Origin of the sequence: Nocardioides sp. (genome assembly GCF_051876515.1) — a bacterium.
GTDB lineage: Bacteria > Actinomycetota > Actinomycetes > Propionibacteriales > Nocardioidaceae > Nocardioides.
Window position 1 is genome coordinate 1 of the sequence record NZ_JBJEHY010000045.1, and the last position, 16,595, is coordinate 16,595.

Annotated in this window: 11 protein-coding genes and 1 pseudogene; 8 read left to right on the forward strand and 4 right to left on the reverse strand. The window is 72.0% G+C overall.

Annotated features, from left to right (window positions below; all coding sequences use genetic code 11):
• Positions 1-290 (forward strand): annotated as a pseudogene (locus ACI379_RS02895) (GNAT family N-acetyltransferase); the annotation flags it as partial.
• 12 nt (positions 291-302) lie between these two features.
• Here the strand turns inward: ACI379_RS02895 and ACI379_RS02900 are convergent.
• Positions 303-746 carry a hotdog fold thioesterase gene (locus tag ACI379_RS02900; protein WP_439790558.1) on the reverse strand — a complete coding sequence of 148 codons (444 nt, stop codon included), beginning with the start codon at positions 744-746 and terminating at the stop codon, positions 303-305.
• An 86-nt stretch (positions 747-832) separates the two neighbouring features.
• Between ACI379_RS02900 and polA the strand changes: the two genes are divergently transcribed.
• Positions 833-3,523: a DNA polymerase I gene (gene polA / locus ACI379_RS02905; protein ID WP_439790559.1), complete on the forward strand. Its 2,691-nt coding sequence runs from the start codon at positions 833-835 to the stop codon at positions 3,521-3,523.
• 72 nt (positions 3,524-3,595) lie between these two features.
• Here the strand turns inward: polA and ACI379_RS02910 are convergent, their stop codons facing one another.
• Positions 3,596-4,852, reverse strand: a complete 1,257-nt coding sequence (locus ACI379_RS02910; RefSeq protein ID WP_439790560.1) for a lipopolysaccharide biosynthesis protein — start codon at positions 4,850-4,852, stop codon at positions 3,596-3,598.
• A gap of 33 nt (positions 4,853-4,885) precedes the next feature.
• Between ACI379_RS02910 and ACI379_RS02915 the strand changes: the two genes are divergently transcribed.
• From ACI379_RS02915 to ACI379_RS02930, 4 genes are all read left to right on the forward strand, one after another.
• Positions 4,886-5,746, forward strand: a complete 861-nt coding sequence (locus tag ACI379_RS02915; RefSeq protein ID WP_439790561.1) for a decaprenyl-phosphate phosphoribosyltransferase — start codon at positions 4,886-4,888, stop codon at positions 5,744-5,746.
• A 16-nt stretch (positions 5,747-5,762) separates the two neighbouring features.
• The gene (locus ACI379_RS02920) at positions 5,763-7,124 is read left to right on the forward strand and encodes an FAD-binding protein (protein ID WP_439790562.1); all 1,362 of its coding nucleotides are present in this window, start codon (positions 5,763-5,765) and stop codon (positions 7,122-7,124) included.
• A 78-nt stretch (positions 7,125-7,202) separates the two neighbouring features.
• On the forward strand, positions 7,203-7,958 hold the full coding sequence (locus ACI379_RS02925; protein ID WP_439790563.1) for a decaprenylphospho-beta-D-erythro-pentofuranosid-2-ulose 2-reductase: 756 nt from the start codon (positions 7,203-7,205) through the stop codon (positions 7,956-7,958).
• A gap of 2 nt (positions 7,959-7,960) precedes the next feature.
• A complete protein-coding gene (locus ACI379_RS02930) occupies positions 7,961-9,772 on the forward strand; it encodes a hypothetical protein (protein ID WP_439790564.1) in 1,812 nt (603 codons plus the stop codon).
• 230 nt (positions 9,773-10,002) lie between these two features.
• Here the strand turns inward: ACI379_RS02930 and ACI379_RS02935 are convergent, their stop codons facing one another.
• Positions 10,003-11,172 carry a glycosyltransferase family 4 protein gene (locus ACI379_RS02935; protein ID WP_439790565.1) on the reverse strand — a complete coding sequence of 390 codons (1,170 nt, stop codon included), beginning with the start codon at positions 11,170-11,172 and terminating at the stop codon, positions 10,003-10,005.
• Between the two features lie 68 nt (positions 11,173-11,240).
• Here ACI379_RS02935 and ACI379_RS02940 point away from each other — a divergent pair, with 68 nt between their 5' ends.
• Together ACI379_RS02940 and ACI379_RS02945 are read left to right on the forward strand one after the other, a co-directional pair.
• On the forward strand, positions 11,241-11,984 hold the full coding sequence (locus ACI379_RS02940) for a class I SAM-dependent methyltransferase (RefSeq protein WP_439790566.1): 744 nt from the start codon (positions 11,241-11,243) through the stop codon (positions 11,982-11,984).
• Positions 11,981-16,054 carry an alpha-(1->3)-arabinofuranosyltransferase domain-containing protein gene (locus tag ACI379_RS02945; RefSeq protein WP_439790567.1) on the forward strand — a complete coding sequence of 1,358 codons (4,074 nt, stop codon included), beginning with the start codon at positions 11,981-11,983 and terminating at the stop codon, positions 16,052-16,054. Before ACI379_RS02940 ends, ACI379_RS02945 begins: the two co-directional genes overlap by 4 nt.
• A 69-nt stretch (positions 16,055-16,123) precedes the next feature.
• Here the strand turns inward: ACI379_RS02945 and ACI379_RS02950 are convergent.
• Positions 16,124-16,595, reverse strand: a 472-nt coding sequence (locus ACI379_RS02950; RefSeq protein WP_439790568.1) for an acyltransferase family protein, incomplete at its 5' end; no start/stop codon positions are given.

Below are 16,595 nucleotides of genomic sequence, written 5' to 3' on the forward strand. Positions count from 1 at the left end.
GGTTCCGTCGGCACGGCGCGGGCACGGCACTCATGGAGGCGGCGGTCGCGTTCGCCGAGGAGGTCGGGGTCCTGCACGTGGGCACCCCCGTGATTGCTGCGAGCAGGGAGTCCAACCGGTTTCTGGCGCGGCTCTCGTTCTCGCCGGCCGCCGTGCTGCGGGTGTCCCCGACCACGACCGTACGGTCCCGCCTCACCGCCCTGCGGCCCTCCCAGCGGGGCGGGGCCGGTCAGATCGACCGCATCCTGGCGGTGCGGCGCCAACGGCGACGCGACGGGGTCGCGAGCTGAGGAGCCCCGGGCTCAGCCCTTGGCGGGGATCAGCGCGCAGGTGATCCGGGAGGTGCACAGGCGGCGGCCCTGCTCGTCGGAGATGACGATCTCGTAGGCGGTGCTCGTCCGGCCGAGGTGGATCGCGGTGGCCACGCCCGTGACGGTGCCGCTGGTGGCCGAGCGGTGGTGGGTGGCGTTGATGTCCACACCGACCGCGACCCGGTCCGGGTGGGCGTGGACGGCCGACCCGATGGAACCCAGGCTCTCGGCGAGGACGACCGATGCGCCACCGTGCAGCAGGCCGAACGGCTGGGTGTTCCCCTCGACGGGCATCGTCCCGACGATGCGCTCCGCGCTGATCTCGGTGAGCGTGATCCCCATGCGCTTGTTGAGCGCGCCGAGGAGGCCGTGGGGGAGGCTCTCGTCCAGGGCGCGCAGTTCGTCGGGGGAGCCGGCGGGCAGGGAGTCGCTCATGCGTTCATTGTGGCTGACGCCTCCCGACGGCCGGGCGTCGGCTCCCGGGCCGGAATCGTGTCACCGGCACCCACTAGAGTCGCGGGGTGCCTGAGAACACCAGCTCCGCGAACGCGAATGCCCGTCCCCGTCTGCTGCTCCTCGACGGCCACTCCCTGGCGTACCGCGCCTTCTTCGCGCTGCCGGTGGAGAACTTCTCCACGACCACGGGGCAGCACACCAACGCGGTCTACGGCTTCACCTCGATGCTGATCAACGTGCTGCGTGACGAGGAACCGACCCACGTCGGTGTCGCCTTCGACCGGTCCCGGCAGACCTTCCGGCTCGACGAGTACCCCGAGTACAAGGCCGGACGCAACAAGACTCCCGACGAGTTCCGCAGCCAGCTGCCCCTGATCCAGGAGGTCCTGGACGCCCTGCACATCCGCCACCTGTCGATGGACGGGTACGAGGCGGACGACATCATCGCCACGCTCACCACCCAGGCCGTCGAGGCGGGCATGGAGGTGCTGATCCTCACCGGCGACCGCGACTCGCTGCAGCTGGTCACCGAGACCTCGACGGTGCTCTACCCGATGCGTGGCGTGTCCGAGCTGGCCCGGATGACTCCCCAGGCGGTCGAGGACAAGTACGGCGTTCCGCCGCACCGCTACCCCGAGCTCGCCGCGCTGGTCGGCGAGACCTCCGACAACCTCCCGGGAGTCCCGGGGGTGGGTCAGGGGTTCGCCGCCAAGTGGCTCACACAGTTCGACGGCCTCGACAACCTGATCGCCCGCGCCGACGAGGTGGGCGGCAAGAAGGGCGAGTCGCTGCGCGCCCACCTCGGCGACGTCATCCGCAACCGGCGCCTCAACGCCCTGGTCCGTGACCTCAGCCTGCCCGCCGGTCCCGACGACATGCTCCGTCAACCGTGGGACCGCCAGGAGGTCCACACGCTCTTCGACGGCCTCGAGTTCCGGGTCCTGCGCGACCGGCTCTTCGAGTCCCTCGAGTCCGAGGAGGACGTGGTCGACTCGGCGCTGGCGATCGACGGGACGGTCCTGGCCGGCGACGAGGTGCGCGCCTGGCTGGAGGCGCTGCCCGTCGAGCCCGTCGGTGTCCACGTCCGTGGCACCTGGCGGGCCGGCACCGGACAGGTGGACGGGATCGCACTCGCGACCGTGGGCGGGCGGGCCGCGTACCTCTCGGTCGAGGGGCTCAGCCAGGACGACGACGCCTCCCTTGGCGACTGGTTCGCGGACGCGTCGCGCCCCAAGGTCGTCCACGACGCCAAGGGGCCGCTGCTGGCGCTCGCCGCGCACGGGTGGGAGGTCCGCGGTCTCGCCGGGGACACCGCCCTGGGGGCGTACCTGGTCCGCCCCGACCAGCGCTCCTACGACCTCGCCGACCTGACGCTGCGCTACCTCAAGCGCGAGCTGTCCGCGCCCGCTGAGTCGGACCAGGGCCTGCTCTTCGACGAGGACGACGTGTTCGCCGAGCCCGCCATGGCGCGTGCCCAGGCCAGCGTCGAGCTGGCCGCCGTGCTCGCGGCGGAGATCGAGGAGCACGGGGGCACGCACCTGCTCGCAGCCGTGGAGCTGCCGCTGGTGCAGACCCTGGCACGCATGGAGCAGGTCGGCATCGGGGTGGACCTCGACCACCTGCAGGCACTCGAGGCGGAGTTCGCCGGCGAGGTCAAGGCCGCGGCGGAGCAGGCGTACGGGGTGATCGGCAAGGAGATCAACCTCGGCTCGCCCAAGCAGCTCCAGGTGGTCCTCTTCGACGAGCTCGAGATGCCCAAGACCAAGCGCACCAAGACGGGCTACACCACCGACGCCGACGCGCTCCAGCAGCTGTTCGAGAAGACCGAGCACCCGTTCCTCCTCGCGCTGCTGCGGCACCGCGACGTGACCCGTCTGCGACAGACGGTCGAGGGACTCCTCAAGACGGTTGCCGAGGACGGGCGGGTGCACACGACGTTCAACCAGACGATCGCGGCCACCGGACGGCTCTCCTCGACCGACCCCAACCTGCAGAACATCCCGGTGCGCACCGAGGAGGGCCGGCGGATCCGCGAGGCCTTCGTGGTGGGTCCGGGCTTCGAGTCGCTGCTTACTGCCGACTACAGCCAGATCGAGATGCGGATCATGGCCCACCTGTCCGACGACGCGGGGCTGATCGAGGCGTTCCGCTCGGGGCGCGACTTCCACTCGGTCACCGCCGCCCGGGTGTTCGGGGTCGACGCGGCCGACGTGACGCCGGAGATGCGCGCCAAGATCAAGGCGATGAACTACGGGCTGGCCTACGGCCTCTCCGCGTACGGACTCTCCCAGCAGCTGCGCATCAAGCCGGCGGAGGCCCAGGGGCTGATGGACGAGTACTTCGAGACGTTCGGTGGCGTCCGGGACTACCTGGGCGGCATCGTCGACGAGGCCCGACGCACGGGTTACACCGAGACGATCATGGGGCGTCGGCGCTACCTCCCCGACCTGACCAGCGACAACCGGCAGCGCCGCGAGATGGCCGAGCGGATGGCGCTCAACGCGCCCATCCAGGGGTCGGCCGCCGACCTGATCAAGGTCGCCATGCTGGGCGTGGAGAAGGCGCTCGTGGAGCAGGGGCTGGCCTCGCGGATGCTGCTGCAGGTCCACGACGAGCTCGTGCTCGAGGTGGCGCCCGGGGAGCGGGAGGCGCTCGAGCAGCTGGTGCGCGCCGAGATGGGCTCCGCGGCCGACCTGACGGTCCCGCTCGAGGTCTCGGTCGGTACGGGGCGCAGCTGGCACGAGGCGGCCCACTGACGGCGCCCCGTCCCCGGGCTGATCACCGGTCCGGCGTGCCCTGGTCCGTACGGATCCCGGGCGCGCGGGCCCTCAGCGACCGCTGAGCGCCTCGTCGGCAGGCTGGTCCGTCGTCGGTGCTGGCGCGCCGGAGCGCACCGCCAACCACAGGAGCGGCACCAGCAGCACCGCGTCGACGGTCAGCACGACCAGGGCCAGCGACGCGAAGTCGTCGGTGCGCAGACCGAGGGCCACCATCACCACCAGGCCCACCCACATGGCGATGCTGGCCCGGGCGCTCTGCTGGGCCAGGGCCGAGTAGATGAGCAGCTGCAGCATCGACAGGGCCGTACCGATGAGGGCGAAGGCCCACAGCGTCGGCTTGACCTCCGCGTACGCCTGCCCGCCGATGAAGACCAGGGCCACGTCGCTGAGCAGCCACGCGGCGCCGGTTCCCAGGACGCCCAGGGCGGCGATCGCCCCGAGTCCGCGGGCCAGTGCGCGGAGACGTTGCGCGGGCGTGGACATCGCGGGGAAGGCCACCACGACGACGAACTGGGGGAGGAAGACCATCGCCTTGGTGAGGATGAGGCCGCTGGCGTACAGACCCGCCTCGTGCGCGTCCACGACGTTGCGCGCGACGATCAGGTCGACGTTGGACAGCGCGAAGAACGCGAGCAGCGCCTGCGAGTTGTGCGCCGTCTCGGTGATCAGGGACCGCACGGAGTGGTGCGCCGGGTCGGCCGGGGCGTGTGCCCGGCCGCGCAGGGCCCACGCCCCGACCAGTGTCGGGACGACCATGCCCAGGGCGACGCCGACGATCGCCCACGTCTCGGTGGGCTGGACCAGGAGGATCGCGGTGCCGATCACCAGACGCGGTACGCCGGCCGCCAGGTAGACCAGGGCCAGGGGTCCCCAGCGCCTCTCGCCCTGCAGGATGCCTGCCTGCGCGCCCATCAGGGTCAGGGGGATGGTCGCCAGGGCGGCGATCACCACTGGGGCGACGGAGTCCAGGCGGAGCAGTCGCTGCACGAGTGGTGCGAGTACGACGAGGAGCAGCCCGAGGGGAAGCAGGACCTTCCGCATGAGCACGAACAGGGACGCCTCGATGCTCGCGACGTGCTCGGGCTCGCTCGCGATGCGTCGTGCGGCGGTCGCCTGGACGCCCAGCGAGGCGACGCTGAAGACGAGCAGCAGGTTCATCACCGAGGCGAACGCGCCGTACCGCTCGCTCCCCATCAGGAAGGCGGCGATCATCGTGAACGCGTACGCGGCAACGTTCATCACCGCCATCGCCACGGCGATCACCCCGCCGCTGGACACCAGTGATGGCACTCGTCGTGAAGGCACCGGACGAGGATAGACCTGCCTACACTGCCGCTCGTGACCTCAGCCACAGGAATGATCCGCACTGCCAGACCACGGCAGTGGGTCAAGAACCTCCTCGTGTTCGCCGCTCCTCTGGCTGCCGGCGGGCTGGGCGGTTCCGGCTGGGCGGTACCGGTCTGCTTCGTGGCCTTCTGCGCCGCCTCCTCGGGCATCTACTGCTTCAACGACGTCGCTGACCGGCACGAGGACCGGCTGCACCCGACCAAGCGCGAGCGGCCCGTGGCCTCGGGCGCGCTCAGCGTGCCGGCCGCCCTGGTGCTCGGCGTGGTCCTCGTTGCCCTGGCCCTGACGCTGGCCTGGTCGGTGAACGACGAGTTGGCCGCGCTGCTGCTCATCTACGTCGTGCTGCAGGTCGCCTACGTCGTGCGGTTCAAGCACGAACCGGTGGTCGACCTCTTCATCGTGGCCTGCGGGTTCCTGCTGCGGGCGATCGCGGGCGGCGTCGCGGCGGAGATCGAGGTCACCCAGTGGTTCGTGCTGGTCGCCGGCTTCGGGGCGCTGTTCATGGTGAGCGGCAAGCGCTACTCGGAGATGGTCGTCCTGGGCCCGGAGGCAGGCACCCGCCGCTCGCTCGCCCGCTACAGCGTCTCCTACCTGCGGTTCGTGTGGGGGATGGCGGCGACCGCCACCGTGATGACCTACGCGTTGTGGGCCTTCGAGGCGGCGCCCGAGGGTGGACTCAGCTGGCACGTCGCGTCCATCGCACCGTTCCTCCTCGGTGCCATGCGGTACGCCGTCGACGTTGACAGCGGTGCCGCGGCGGAACCGGAGAACGTGGTGCGCAAGGACCGGGCGCTGCAGTGCATCGGACTGGTGTGGCTCGCGCTGGTCGTCGCGGGGACGTTCGGTGGCTGACCCGGTGGGAGAGAACGTGGGGGAGAAGAGGCTGCTCACCGGGTGGGGCGCCACGGCGGCGACGAGCGCCGAGGTGGTGAGCGCACCGTCCCCGGCCCCGCTGGAGCCCGCGAGCGCACCCCTGGCCCGCCTGTTGGCAGGGGTGGGGGAGCGCGGCATCATCGCGCGCGGCCTGGGCCGTTCGTACGGGGACCCGGCCCAGAACGCGGGCGGGCTGGTCGTGGGGGACCTGTCGGGACGCATCGCCCTCGACCCCGACGCAGGGACGGTCGACGTGGGCGCCGGCGTGTCGCTGCACGACCTGATCCGTACGGTGCTTCCGCACGGCTTCTACGTGCCGGTCACGCCGGGCACCCGCATGGTGAGCGTCGGCGGCGCGGTGGCCAGCGACGTCCACGGCAAGAACCACCACCGCTCGGGGAGCTTCGGCGACCACGTGGAGCACGTCGTCCTGATGACCGCGGACGGTCAGGTGCGTACCGTCTCACCGTCCCTGGACGCCCCCCTGTTCTGGGCGACGGTGGGCGGGATGGGTCTGACCGGCCTGATCCTGGAGGTCCGCCTGCGCCTGCTGCCGGTCGAGACCGGGCACATGGTCGTCCGCACCGAGCGCCTGGGGGACCTCGACGCCGTGATGACGCGCATGAAGGAGCTGGACCCCCACGTCACGTACTCGGTGGCCTGGCTGGACACGCTCGCGCGGGGACGCAACATGGGCCGGTCGGTGCTCACCACCGGTGAGCACGCCCGGTTGGAGGACCTGCCGCGAGGACACCGTGACCGCTGGGCGTTGCCGCGTCCGGCGGTGCTCGCGGCGCCGCGGGTGCCGGGTCCGGGCCTGGTGTCGCGGCCGGCGATCCACGCCTTCAACGAGCTGTGGTTCCGCAAGGCCCCGCGGTTGCGCGAGGGGGAGGTGCAGAGCGCCTCGGCCTTCTTCCACCCGCTCGACGCCGTCGCCGGCTGGAACCGGCTGTACGGTCGGCACGGCTTCGTCCAGTACCAGTTCGTGCTCCCTGACGCCTCCGAGCACCTGGTCGCCCCGCTGCTCGAACGGGTGGCGGCCGCCGGCCACCCCTCGTTCCTGTCGGTGATCAAGAGGTTCGGGCCGGCCAACGCCGGCATGCTCTCGTTCCCCACCTCCGGCTGGACGGTGGCCCTCGACGTGCCCGCCCGGCCGCAGCTCGTGGCGCTGTTCGCAACGCTCGACCGGATGGTCCTGGAGGGCGGCGGACGGTTGTACCTGGCCAAGGACGCCCGGATGACGCCCGGTGCCCTGGCGAGCGGGTACCCCCGTCTCGACGAGTTCCGGGCGGTGCGGGACCGGGTGGACCCGGAGCGCGTCTTCCAGTCGGACCTGTCGCGCCGACTGGCCCTGTGAGCGCCGTACCGTGCCGACGCCGCTGGCTCCGGGCCTAGGGTGTGCCACGACGTGGCAGCAGCCGACAGGAGAACTCACGTGATCAACGCCCTCGGACAGCCCCAGCGGGTGCTGGTGCTCGGCGGGACCAGCGACATCGCCCTCGCCACGGTGCGGCAGTGGGCCGCCGACGTCCCGGGGCTGGCGGTCACCCTCGCGGCCCGGGACACCGAGGCGCGGTCCGAGGCCGCGCGGGGGCTCGAGGCCATCGGCGTCCGCGTGGACGTGATCGACTTCGACGCGCTCGACACGGCCTCGCACCCCGAGGTCGTGCGCCGGGCGGCGGAGGAGGAGATCGACGTCGCCATCGTCGCGTTCGGTGTGCTCGGCGACGAGGAGGTGGCCTGGCAGGACCACGACTCCGCGCTGCTGCACGCCCAGGTCAACTACACCGGAGCGGTGAGCGTCGGCGTGCTGCTGGCCCAAGTCCTGCGGGCACAGGGCCACGGCGTGATCGTGGCGCTCTCGTCGGTGGCCGGTGAGCGCGTGCGGCGCAGCAACTTCGTGTACGGCTCTTCCAAGGCCGGGATGGACGGCTTCTACCTCGGGCTCGGCGAGGCGCTGGCCGGGACCGGCGTCCGCGTCACCGTGGTGCGGCCCGGACACGTGCGTACCAAGATGACCGCCGGTCGCGAGGACGCCCCGCTCGCCGTCGACGCCACCGAGGTCGCCGCCGCGATCGTCAAGGCGGTGGCGAAGGGTGACGACCTGGTGTGGGTCCCCGCCCCGATGCGGGCCGTCATGTCGGCGCTGCGCCACGTGCCGCGTCCGCTGTTCCGCCGGCTGCCGATCTGACCATGTCGTCCGCGGAGGGGCCCGGCACTGGCGGAGCAGGCGACGGACGTACGCCGGGTGACTGGCTCAGCGCCGGGTGGGCCGTGCTCCTCCCGGTGCTGGTCCTCGGGCCCGCGCTGCTGCCTGGCTTCGTGCTCCGCGCCGACATGGTCTGGGTGCCCGACCTCGCGGTGGGTCCGCAGACCTGGGGTCTGGGGTCGGCCCTCCCACGCGCGGTGCCCTCGGACGCCGTGGTGGGGCTCCTGGACAACCTCGTCCCCGGCCAGTGGCTGCAGAAGCTGGTCCTGCTGGGCACGTTGGTCGTGGGCGCGCTGGGGGTGCGTGCCCTCGTCCCTCGCGCGAGCGTGGTCGGTCGGTTGGTGGCGGTGACCTGCTGGGTCTGGAACCCTTTCGTGGCCGAACGTCTCCTGATGGGTCACTGGCCGGTTCTGGTGGGCGCGGCGGTCCTGCCGTGGCTGGTGGTCTGGACCCGGCTCCCGGCGAAGGCACGCCTGGCCCGGTACGCCGTGGCCCTTCCGATCGGTTCCTTGAGCGCGGGGGCCGGGGTGGTGAGCGCGGTCGTCGCGCTGCTGGCGGGGTGGCGCTCCTCGACGGTGCGTCAGCGGGCGGCGCTCCTGGTCGTCGTCGCGGCGGCCAACGCCCCGTGGCTGGTCGCCGGCCTGGCCCACGGCAGCGGCGCGGAGTCGTCGGCGCTCGGAGGGGAGGTCTTCGCGACACGGGCGTGGGGTCAGCTGCCGGTCTGGCTGCAGGTCATCGACCTCGGCGGCATCTGGAACGCGGACGCCGTCCTGGACCCGCGGCGGGGGCTGGCCGCCACGCTCTCGGTCCTGGGCGTGGTCGTGCTGGGCCTGCTCGGTCGCCGGACCTTCGCGGCCTGGACCACCCCGGCCGCTCGGACCGCCCTGGTCGGCTCCGCCTGCGTCGGCTGGGGGCTGGCGCTGCTGAGCGGCCTGCTCCCGGAGACGGTCGGCGCCTTGGCCCAGCACGTCCCAGGTGGGGGGCTGCTGCGGGACGGGTCCCGCTTCCTGGCGCTGGCGGCTCCCCTCGTCGTCCTGGCCGTGGCAGCGGGGGCGGACCGGGTGGCGAGGACGGCTCCCGGCACTGCGGCGCGCGCCGGCCTGGGGGTGGCGCTGGTGCTGGCCCCCGTCGCCGCCCTGCCCGACCTCGCCTGGGGTGCGGGTGGCCGGCTCGAGGCGGTCGAGTACCCCGGTGAGTTCTCCGAGGCTGCAAAGGCGCTGGCGGCGGACCGGGCGGCCGGCGCCGACGGCGACCTGCTCCTGATGCCCTTCAGCAGCTACCGGGCGCCGGGGTGGAACGGCGGCCGCAAGGTCATCGACCCGGCGGGCCGGTACCTGACCAGCGACTTCGTCACCAACGACGCGCTGGTCGTGTCCGGCGCCGAGGTGCCGGGGGAGGACCCGCGGGCCCGGGCGGTCCTGTCCGCGCTCGGCCTCCCCACCGGCAAGGAACGTGCCGCCGCGCTGCGGGACCTGGGGATCTCGCACGTGGTCCGGACCAGCGGCCCGGACGTGGACCGGATCGAGGGGGCCAAGGCCGCTGACGTCCCTGGCGAGGTGCTGGTCGACTCCGGAACCCTGCAGCTGGTCGCACTGCGCGGCGAGGTGACCCCGTGGGCCGTGCCCCACGGGTGGCGGCGGGGCGTGACGGGCGCGGCGTGGGCCGCGTACGGCGCGCTCCTGGTGGCCGGTGCGGCCGGCTGGTCACGACTCGGCACCGGTAATCGTCGTGGACGTACCCAGATGTGCAAACGCCTGCTACATTTCCGGACTGGAGAGGGAGGTACACCACTGTGAACACGCTTGTTGGCACGATCGCGTCCTTGATCATCGGCGGCGCCGTCGCTTCCGTCACGCTCGTGACGGTCGTGACCTCGCAGACGGGGTCGGACGACCGCTCGCCCGTCGACTCGACGAACGTCGAGGTTCAGTACGGATCTGAGTGACCGTCACCTGACCCCCTGGTCAGGACAGACACGACGAAGGGCGCGCACCCCGCGGGGTGCGCGCCCTTTGCCGTGCGCTGGTCAGTCCTGGTGCGGTTCGTCAGGGTCCTCGGCCGAGACGGTCCGACCCTCGAGGGCGGACTCGATGACGGCGGCGAAGGACTCCTGCCCGTGCTGCCACGTGTACTCGTGGCTGACCTCCAGGGCGCCCGCCCCGAGCTCCTTGCGCCGCACGTCGTCGCGCAGCAGCGCCGCGGTCGTGTCGCGGAACTCCTCGTAGGTGTCCACGAGGAGGCCCGAGCGGCCGTCCTTGATGGACTCGGTGGTCCCGCCCGCGGAGCGGTAGGCGATCGTGGGTGTGGAGTGCATGGCCGCCTCACCGACGACGAGACCCCAGCCCTCCTTGAGGCTCGGCAGCAGCATCAGCCAGCTGCGGGCGTACGCAGCCTGCTTGTCCTCCTCCGAGACGTGCCCGAGGAGTCGTACGAAGTCACCCGCCCCACGCTGGGCCACGTGCTCGGCCAGGTGCTCCGACCACCACCCGCCCCCGACGACGTCGAGGGTGAGCGTGGGGAACTCCCTGCGGAGCTCCACCACGGCGTCGATGGCGTGCTCGACCTGCTTGTGCGGGACGAGGCGGCCGACGACGCAGACGCTGGGGTGGGCGGTCTTCTGCACCCCGCTCGGCGGGGCGGGATCGGTCCCGTTGTGGACCACCGCGACCCGGTCGGGGGAGACGCCCAGCCCCGCGAGCTCGGTCCTCGTCGCCCGGGACACGGCGACGTACTGGTCGCGGCGGTACAGGCGAGGGGCCAGCCGGTGCTCGACCCACCAGCCGATGCGTCCGGTCACGCCGGGATAGACCACGGGCCACTGCTCGCGGTGCACGTGGTGGACCAGCACGACGACCGGGCGCCGGGTCACCACGCGGCTGAAGAACGGCAGTCCGTTCTGCACGTCGACCACGACGTCGGGGCGACCCAACCGGCCGCTGAGCAGCTCGGCCATGCCGCGGGGGTAGACGCCCAGCTTGCCGCCGCCCCGGCGGTAGCGGATGCCGTCCTTGGTCTCCTCGCGCGGAGCCCCGGACGAGGCCGAGAAGACGGTGACCCGTGCCCCCCGGTCGCGCAGCCCCTCGGCCATCTTCTGCAGGTAGCGCTCGGCGCCCCCGGCCTCGGGGTTCTCGGTGTCGCGCCAGGACAGGAAGACGACCTCTCGGCCGCTCAGCGGGTGCTCGTGGTGGGGGCTCACCCGTGGGAGGTTAACCGATCAGTAACGAATCGCGAGACGGGCTCGGGGGCCGGGATAGGGTGCCGGTCGTGCCCCTAGCCGCTGCATCCCGCCGCCGTGCGACCCTGCGTCGTTCGATCCACCTGTTCGGTGAGTTTCGTCACGAGCAATCAGATCCGGCCCGGTTCTACTCGGCACTCGCCACCGACTCCGCCGAGCACGTCTCGGAGTACGTCGACCTCGGTGGGAAGGTGATGCTGGACGTCGGCGGGGGCCCCGGCTACTTCCGGGACGCGTTCCGCAAGGCCGGCGCGGAGTACTTCGCCCTCGACTCGGACGTGGGCGAGCTCGCGGGTGCCGGCGAGATCGCCGACGGCACCGTGGTGGGCAGCGGCATGCAGCTCCCGTTCGCCGACGAGTGCCTGGACGTCTGCTACTCCTCCAACGTGCTCGAGCACGTCAACGAGCCGTGGACCATGGCTGACGAGATGCTGCGCGTGACCAGGCCGGGCGGCACCGTCTTCCTGTCCTGGACCGTCTGGTACGGCCCCTGGGGAGGCCACGAGACGGCACCGTGGCACTTCCTGGGCGGCCGCTACGCGCGCCGTCGCTACACCGCCAAGCACGGTCACGAGCCCAAGAACAAGTTCGGTGAGTCGCTCTTCGCCTGCACCGTGGGCGAGGGCCTGCGCTGGGCCCGTGAGCAGACCGCCGGTGAGGTCGTGGCCGTGCTGCCGCGCTACAACCCGTGGTGGAGCCACTGGATCCTGCGCGTGCCGATCCTGCGGGAGGTGATCACGTGGAACCTCGTGATCGTCCTTCGCAAGAGGTGACCCCTCCCGCGACCGTGCGGGCCACGGCCCCGCTGAGGATGTGGGGCTACCTCGCCTCGCTCGCGCTGCTCGCGTTCATGCAGGCTCCCGGCCGCATCGTCGCCGACACCAAGATCGACCTCGCTCTCTCGCCGTGGGCCTTCCTGGGCCGTGCGACCCACCTCTGGGACGGTCTGGGAGCGTTCGGGCAGCTCCAGAACCAGGCGTACGGCTACCTCTGGCCCATGGGGCCGTTCTTCGGCCTCGGGGACCTGCTCGGCATGCCACCGTGGATCGTCCAGCGTCTGTGGTGGACGCTCCTGCTCGGGCTCGCGTTCTTCGGAGTGGTGCGGCTGGCCCAGGCGATGGGCATCGGCTCGGGGTGGGCCCAGGTGGCTGCCGGCTACGCGTTCGTGCTCACCCCCCGCGTCGCGACCCTCCTGGGGGCCAGCTCCGTCGAGCTCTGGCCCACGGCGCTGATCCCGTGGGTGCTCCTGGTGCTGGTCCGCGCGACCCACCAGGGGTCGGTGGTGCGGGCGGGTGCGGTCGCCGCACTCCTCGTGATCTGCGCGGGTGGCGTCAACGCGACCGCGGTCTCCGCGGTGCTGCCCCTGGGTGTCATCTGGATCCTCACCCGCGCGCCGGGCCCGCGGCGCTGGCGGTTGCTGTTCTGGTGGGGCCTGTTCACCGTGGTCGGCACCCTGTGGTGGCTGGTGCCCCTGCTCCTGCTCGGCGGGTACTCCGCCCCCTTCCTCGACTACATCGAGACCGCTGCGGTCACGACGGCACCCACGGACGCGATGCGTACGCTGCTCGGCGTCTCCAACTGGGTGGCGTACCTCGACGCGGACACCTACACGGCGGGCAACCGCTTCCTGGTGACCCCGTACCTGATGCTCAACACCGCCCTGCTGGTCGGACTCGGGCTCGCCGGCATCGCCATGCGTGGTTCCGAGCACCGCCGCTTCCTGCTGTACGGCCTGCTCGCGGGCATGGTCCTGGTCGGCTTCGGCTACACCGGCGACATGAGCGGCTGGGCGGCCCAGGACCGTCAGTCGCTGCTCGACGAGGCCCTGTCCCCGCTGCGCAACAGCCACAAGTACGACGGCGTGCTGCGCCTCGTGCTGGTGCTCGGGCTGGCCCGGATCATGACCGAGGTCCCGCGCCGGTTCGCCGAGACGGTGGGCCAGGTCGCGGTCGTGACCGCGCGGGTCATCATCGTGGTCGTCTTCCTGGGCCTGCTGACCCCGTGGACCAACCTGCTGGTGGCCACCGCCTCGGTCGAGGAGGTCCCCGGCTACTGGGAGGACGTGGCGGTCCACCTGGAGGAGAACAGCACCGGCGGCACGTCGCTGCTGCTCCCCGCCGCCAGCTTCGGCAACTACGTGTGGGGCAGCACCCGCGACGACATCATGCAACCGCTGGCCCGCTCGCCGTGGGCCGCCCGCAACGTCATCCCGCTGGCCGAGCCCGGCAACGTGGTCCTGCTCGACGGGGTCACCAGCATCCTGGAGAGCGGCGTGCCGTCGGAGGACCTGGCGCCGCTCCTGCGCTCGGCAGGGGTCGACCAGGTCGTGCTGCGCAACGACCTCGACCGGTTCCGTCTCGGTGCCCCCGACCCCGTCTACGTACGGTCGGTGCTCCGCAACTCGCCGGGCATCGAGTTCGACGAGGGGTTCGGCCCCGAGAGTGGTGGCTCGGAGCGGCGCGACGGTGACGACAACCGGATCCTGGTGCAGGGCGGTCCCGCCGCAACGTACGACGCCGTGGAGGTCTACCGGGTCGCGGACCCGATGAGCAGGGCCACTCTGGTGCCCGCCACCGGCGTCGCCACGGTGCTGGGGAGCCCGAACTCCGTGGCAGGGTCCGCCGACCGGGTGCGGATGTTCCCCTCGGACGCGTCTGAGGAGGAGATGCGCGACGTCGTCCTGACCGACACCCTGCGCCGCCGCGAGGAGGCGTTCCAGGCGGTCCGCTGGAACGCGGCGGCCACGGTCTCGTCCGAGTCGGAGTTCCACTCGACCGGCCCGGAGGCGTTCCACCGCATCGCGGACGATGAGGAGAAGTGGCAGACCACCGAGGTGTGGGAAGGGGTGGCCAGCGTCTCGGCGAGCAGCTCGCAGGCCGACGTCCGCTCCTCCCCGCCGCTGGACCGGTCGAGCCACCCCGGGGCCGTCCTCGACGGCGACCCGGACACCTCGTGGCGCACCCAGCGCAGCGTCGACGCGGACGGCAGCTGGTGGCAGGTGGTCATGGACTCACCCACCGACGTCACCGACGTCCGGGTGACGCTGGCGGAGGACTCGTTGCCGGTCGACGAGTTCCAGTTCAGCGCGGGTGGCGAGTCGCAGACCGTGGACGCGCCCGTGCCCGGGGAGTCGCGCACGTACAGCCTCGACGTCGACGACGTCTCTTCCCTGAGGATCACGGCTCGTGGTGTCTCGGTCCGCCTCGGCGGGGTGCTGGCGGTCGCAGAGGTCGAGATCGAGGGCGTGACGCCCCGGCGGATGCTGTCGGTTCCCCAGGCGCCGGAGGGCTCCCAGGTGCGCAGCGTCGAGCTGCGCCGCGACTCGGGTCGGGCCTCGTGCGTGGACCTCGAGGGGACCCTGTGGTGCGAGACGGGGATGCGGCTCAACGGTGAGGACGGCGACGCGATCAACCGCCTGGTCCACCTGGAAGCCCCGTTGAGTCTCGATGCCGAGCTGTGGGGCTCCCTGCGTCGCTCGCCGAGAACCGTGCAGGCGCTGGCGGAGTCCATCGGGATCAGGGTCGACGGCCCCACGTTCGTCCAGGACGTCGCCCAGTCCCCGCTCGTGATGTTCGACGGCGACCCGGGGACGACGTGGCTCGGAGGGGCCGAGAACGCGTGGTTCGACCTGACGCTCCCTGAGGAGCAGCGGATCGACACCCTCGAGTTCGAGCTCGACCCCCGGGCCGTCGCCGCGCGTCCGACGAAGGTCCGGGTGCGCTCCGGTGGCGAGTCGGCCATCCGTACGCTCGACAGCAGCGGCCAGGTGTCGTTGCCGGGGTGGCGCACCGACCAGCTGCGGATCGAGGTGCTCGACACGGAGCCGACCGCGCACGAGACGGGAGGCCAGTTCCTGTACGTCGGGACCGGGATCTCCGAGGTCACCGTCAACGGGCAGGGCTTCGCGACCGAGGTCGACGTCCCGTGCGGCCAGGGGCCGACACTGGAGGTGGGGGACCGTACGGTCGAGACGCGGGCGACCTCGGACGTCGCGTCGCTGCTGCGGGGACTCCCTGTCGAGCTGGAGCCGTGCTCCGTGCGCCCCGGCGACCTGTCGGCGGGCGAGGTCGAGCTCAAGGTCGGAGAGAACAGACTGGTCGTTGATCCCACCGATCTGTTGCGCGTCGACCGGATGGCACTGACCAGCCAGACCCTCGCCACGGAGAACCGTGAGCAGGTCACGGGCCTCGAGCTCCGCACGGAGGGCGTGGAGAGCCCCCGGGCCACGTACATCCACGACACCGGGCTCTCGGACCGCCTGCTCGTCCTCGGGCAGAACTTCAACCGCGGGTGGACCGCCTCGGTCGACGGCCAGGAGCTGGAGCCGACCCGGGTCAACGGCTGGCAGCAGGCGTGGCGGGTGCCCGCCGGCACCACGGGCGAGGTGTCGTTCACCTTCGAACCCGCTGTCACGTACCGCGCCGGTCTGGCCATCGGCGCACTCGGGGCGCTGCTCGTCCTCGTCGTCGCGCTGGTCGCACGTCGTCGGGAGGCCCACGAGCCGGACCGGTTCGAGCCGCTGGTCGCCGCTCCGGTCCGACGCGTCGACGCGCTGGTGCTCCTGGCCGGGCTGGGCCTCGTCTGGGGCTGGGTGGGCTTCGGCGTCGGGGTCATCGCGATCGTGCTGCTGAAGCGTCGCCCGGCCGTGGAGGTGTTCGGCGGAGTCGCAGCGGCGATGCTGCTGGGCGCCCTGCCCCAGGTGGTCCAGGAGTGGCGCGTGCACGACTGGTCGCAGAGCGCGGGTCAGGCGTGCGCCCTGGTGGCGGTGGCCCTCCTGGTCGGCACCCTGGTGGCCAACGGTCCCGCGCTCTGGCCGGGTCGCCGTCCGGGGGCGAAGCGCTGACCGGGGCGTCCCGGACGGGGCGGACGCGAGGGTCTGCTCGTCCGGGACCGGCCGTTGCCGCGGCCGGGGTCAGACCTGGCTGGGCGTGCGCGGAGGAGTGCTGGTGCGCTCCCGTGAGAACGGGCCGACGTTCTTCAGCGCCAGCAGCGGCTTCTCCACGAAACGGTGGGCGAGGGCGCTGAGGGGGAGCGTCACGGCGAGCACGAGGACCAGGACGAGCCAGAATCGGCCGCCGAACACCTCGAAGCCCAGCAGCTCCATGCCCACCACCAGCACCATCATGTGGATGCAGAAGATCCCGTACGAGATCTCCCCGAGGTAGTGCGGGAGGGGGTGCGCCAGGACGGTGCGGATCCGTCCCTCGCGCTCTGGACCGAAGACCAGGGGCAGCACGTAGAAGGCGCCGGCGACCGTGTAGAGCGCGCACTTGAACGCGGCCTCCCACGGCTCGGCGGGCTCGAGCGTCCGGGGACCGCCCAGCGGGGTGGCGGCGATCGCGAAGACGGCGGTGGCGAGCGTCCAGCATCCGACGAGGTCGTGC